This window comes from Nonomuraea aridisoli (genome assembly GCF_003236395.1).
In the GTDB taxonomy this organism is placed as follows: Bacteria; Actinomycetota; Actinomycetes; order Streptosporangiales; family Streptosporangiaceae; genus Nonomuraea; species Nonomuraea aridisoli.
In genome coordinates this window covers 1-3,742 of the sequence record NZ_POUD01000465.1, presented here as the reverse complement: position 1 = coordinate 3,742, position 3,742 = coordinate 1, and the positions used below count along the sequence as shown (strand labels likewise).

5 protein-coding genes are annotated in these 3,742 nt (G+C 71.6%); 1 reads left to right on the top strand and 4 read right to left on the bottom strand.

What is annotated here, in order from left to right; genetic code table 11:
- Positions 1-291: 291 nt before the first annotated feature.
- Entirely contained in the window at positions 292-810 is a 519-nt protein-coding gene (locus C1J01_RS46835) for a MarR family winged helix-turn-helix transcriptional regulator (RefSeq protein WP_111185473.1), read from the top strand.
- A 94-nt stretch (positions 811-904) separates the two neighbouring features.
- On the opposite strand, the gene C1J01_RS46830 is transcribed toward C1J01_RS46835, so the two are convergent.
- The 4 genes from C1J01_RS46830 to C1J01_RS46815 form a co-directional block, all read right to left on the bottom strand.
- The gene (locus C1J01_RS46830; RefSeq protein ID WP_111185471.1) at positions 905-1,621 is read right to left on the bottom strand and encodes an ABC transporter; all 717 of its coding nucleotides are present in this window, start codon (positions 1,619-1,621) and stop codon (positions 905-907) included.
- The gene (locus tag C1J01_RS46825; protein WP_111185469.1) at positions 1,618-2,406 is read right to left on the bottom strand and encodes an ABC transporter permease; all 789 of its coding nucleotides are present in this window, start codon (positions 2,404-2,406) and stop codon (positions 1,618-1,620) included. The genes C1J01_RS46830 and C1J01_RS46825 overlap by 4 nt, the downstream gene beginning before the upstream one ends.
- Positions 2,403-3,116: an ABC transporter ATP-binding protein gene (locus C1J01_RS46820; protein ID WP_111185467.1), complete on the bottom strand. Its 714-nt coding sequence runs from the start codon at positions 3,114-3,116 to the stop codon at positions 2,403-2,405. Before C1J01_RS46820 ends, C1J01_RS46825 begins: the two co-directional genes overlap by 4 nt.
- Before the next feature lie 84 nt (positions 3,117-3,200).
- Positions 3,201-3,742, bottom strand: a 542-nt coding sequence (locus tag C1J01_RS46815; RefSeq protein ID WP_111185465.1) for a LuxR C-terminal-related transcriptional regulator, incomplete at its 5' end; no start/stop codon positions are given.

Genomic DNA, 3,742 nt, shown 5'->3' with positions numbered 1-3,742 from the left:
ACCTGTTCCAACAGCGGAGCTCCTGTAGTGAGGATGTCTTGGAGTGACAGACCTCTTCTACAGCGGCTCCGCTGCTTCGTTCACCGGTCTTGACGAACCGCCTTCGTCCTTAACTGAACGGCGTTGGGCCTAGAGGTGGTCCCGCAGAAAGCCGCGGAACATCAGCGGCAGCGGTCTGGAGCTCTGTCAATGAATGATGAAGGTGCCGAGCATCCGACAGGGTGGCTGCTCACATAGGTTGCTCGGCAACCTATAGGCAGTACAACCCATCTGTTCCTGTATCTTGAGTGGATGGCGGAAGAACCGGTCAACGCGCTCTCGGCGCGAGAGCACGCCGCCGTCGACAATCTGGGATGGTCTCTCGGCATGATCCTGCGGGCCTGGCAGGAAGAGGTCGACGAAATGCTTCGCGGCATGCCGGGAAGCAGCAGGGGCTACCACGTGCTCTCCGCCGTCGCCCACGGAGAGCCGCAACGGCAGAGGACGCTGGCGGAGCAGCTCGTGATCGACCGCACCGTACTCACGTACCTCATCGACGACCTCGTCGAAGCCGGGCTCGTCGAGAGGCAGCCGGATCTCCAGGACCGGCGGGCACGGCGGATCGTCGCGACCGAACGCGGGCGCCGGGTGCTGGCCGAAGCGGAGAACCGCGTGTCGGCGGCGGAAGAGCGGATCCTCAGCGGACTCGCTCCAGCCGAACGCCTGATTCTGCGCACGATCGCGGTACGCGCGGCGACGGCGATCCATCAGGCGCGCCCCCACATGAATCCGTGCGAGGCCGTCGAATCGGTACTCGACACGGTGCCCTGACCAGCGACGCAGCCACAGGTGATCTGGCCCACAGAATGTATTGACCGAAGATATGCTGTAACACATATGATCGCGTCGGCCTGGGCAGCGGGCGCTAGCCGTCTCTGCGGACGAAGACGCGCCAGGCGACGGCGACCGACACCACCGCCCATCCGGCCAGAACGGCGAGTCCGGCGACCGGTCCGAGCGCGGGGGACATCCCGGCGAGACTCGACGCGGCCTCATGGGGAAGAAACCGCACGACATCGGGAAGAGCGCTCCGGAGCAGCGGTGACCCGAGTACGGCCAGGACGACGAGCACGGCCATCGGCACCGTCACCGAGCTCGCCACCACGGCGAACCCGAACCCGACGAGCCCGAGCAACACCTGAACCGCCACCGATGCCCCGAACCGACCCGTCCACTCCCCCACCGGCCAGGCGGCGGCGTGCCGCAGGAGGTGTCCGGGCAGGGCCGCCGGGATGGACGCGAGGAGGCAGAAGGCGGCCGTCGTCGCGAGTTTGGCGGCGAACAGGCGGTCGCGGCAGGGGACGGCGGCCAGGGTGACGCGCAGCTGGCCGGCGCGGTGCTCGCCGCCGGCCGCGAGCACCGCGACCGCGGCGAGCGCGTACGCCGGGGCGAGCATGAGCGTGCCGGTCTGACCGATCGGGGACGGCCCGGCGGTCCCGGCGACCCGCACGATGTCCGTGCCGGCGGCGAAGCCGAGCAGGGTGTGGCCGGCGAGCGCGACGGCGAGCGCGATCCACGTGGCGGGCAACGTGGTGATCTTCATTCGTTCGGCGGCCACGAGGTCGCGGAAACGGACGGTCATCGCGCGTCCCTCCTGCCCAGGGCGAGCCCCGCGATGAGCGCGGTCGCCGCGGCCCAGCCGGCGAGGACGGCCAGGCCGTGCCCCGGGCTCGCGGTGAGGTCGTTCACCCCGGGATCGAGCAGCAGGTTCCTGGCCGCGCCGAGCGGGAGGAGCGCGTCGAGCTCCAGCGCGATCGCGGCCAGGACCTGGGTCATCGTGACGGCGGTCAGCGCCAGGGAGGCGACGACACCGGCCAGTGTGCCGCGCAGGACGAGCGTGACGGCGAAGGCGGTCACGCAGAACAGCACCGCGAAAGCGACGAACCGCGCATGCCCGAGGACCGCCTCCCCGGTGAGGAGCAGGCCGGGGTTCCAGTCCCTGACGGCGGCGTACAGGAAGGCTGTGCTGGTCCCCGCGACGAGGAGCGCGACGACGAGCACGTACGCCCCGGTGGCGAGGAGCTTGGCCACCAGCAGGCGGACACGCCGGGGCACGGCCAGCACCGTCACCCCGAGTTGCCCGGAACGGAACTCCTGCCCCGCGATCACGGCGGCGAGGACGGGCAGGAACGGCCCCATCTGCAGGGACGCCCCGGCCAGCAGGCCGAGGATCGCCTCGTCCGCCGGTTGCGGGAGCCCCGCGAAGACCTCGATGACGCCGTCCGGCGTGATGGCGGCCACGGCGCCGGCGAAGAGCCCGGCGGACTGGGACATGACCACCGCCTGGAGCGCGAGGACGACGCCGGTGACGATCCAGACGCCGGGCAAGGTGAGGATCTTGGTCAACTCCGCGCGGAAGGCGCTCACCGCGGCCCTCCCGTCCGGTCGCCGGTGCGGGCGAAGAACGCCTCCTCCAGCGACGCGTGACCGGCCGTCACCTCGGCGAGCGACCCCCGCACGACGACCCGGCCGCGATGGACGATCACCACGTCGTCGGCGATGCCGGCCGTCTCCGCCATGAAGTGGCTCGACAGCAGCACGGTCCGCCCGGAGGCGGCGTGGTCGCGCAGCAGGTCGCGGACCCAGCGGATGCCGTCGGGGTCGAGCCCGTTCACGGGTTCGTCGAGGATCAGGACGTCCGGCTCGCCGAGCAGCGCCGCCGCGATCCCGAGGCGCTGTCTCATGCCCAGCGAGTACGTCTTCACCCGCCGCCGCGCCGCCTCCGCCAGCCCCGTGAGGTCGAGCACCTCCCGCACCCGCCGTCGCGGGATCCGGTTGGACCGCGCGAGCCACATCAGGTGGTCGGCCGCCCGGCGTTCCGGCACCGGGCCCGCGCCCTCCAGCAGGGCGCCGACGGTGCGCAGCGGCTGCGCGAGGTCCCGGTAGCGGCGGCCGGCGACCAGGGCCCGGCCGCTCGTGGGCGCGTCCAGGCCGAGCAGGACGCGCAACGTGGTGGACTTGCCGGCGCCGTTCGGGCCGAGGAATCCCGTGACACGGCCGGGCCGCGCCGTGAACGTGACGTCGTCGACCGCCTTCCGGCCGCCGTAATGCTTGCTGAGGCCCAGGACCTCGATCACACGCTCACCCCGTTCCGGTCGTTCTCGATCTCCCCAAGGGTGCGGGCGAGGGGCGGCGGGCCGCGTCCCCCGGAAGGGGACACCTCAGCGCGGCTCGTGCAGCAGCCCCGCCTCGTGCGCGAGCACGGCCAGGTGGGTGCGGTCGTGCACGCCGAGCTTGGCGAACATGCGCTTGAGGTACGTACGGACGGTCTCGACGCTCAGGACCAGCTCACCGGCGATCTCCTGGTTGGACAGGCCGCGCGCGACGAGCCGGATCACCTGCACCTCCCGCTCGGAGAGCACGGCGCCGGCGAACGGATGCCGCCGCCGCGGCGGTGCGAACTGGCGCATCAGCCTGGCGGTGACCTCGGGCGCGAGCATGGCGTGGCCGGCGTGGACCGTGCGGACGGCGTGCAGCACCTCCTGCGGCGCGGCGTTCTTCAGCAGGAAGCCGGACACGCCGGCGGTGAGGGCGTCGTGGACGTACTCGTCCAGGTCGAACGTGGTCAGGATGATCACTCGGGTGCGTTCGGTCGCGGCGAGCACCCGGCGGGCCGCCTCCAGGCCGCCTCCGGGCATCTGCACGTCGATCAGCGCCACGTCGGGCGCCAGCGCGAGGATCAGCCGGAGCGCCTCCGCCCCGC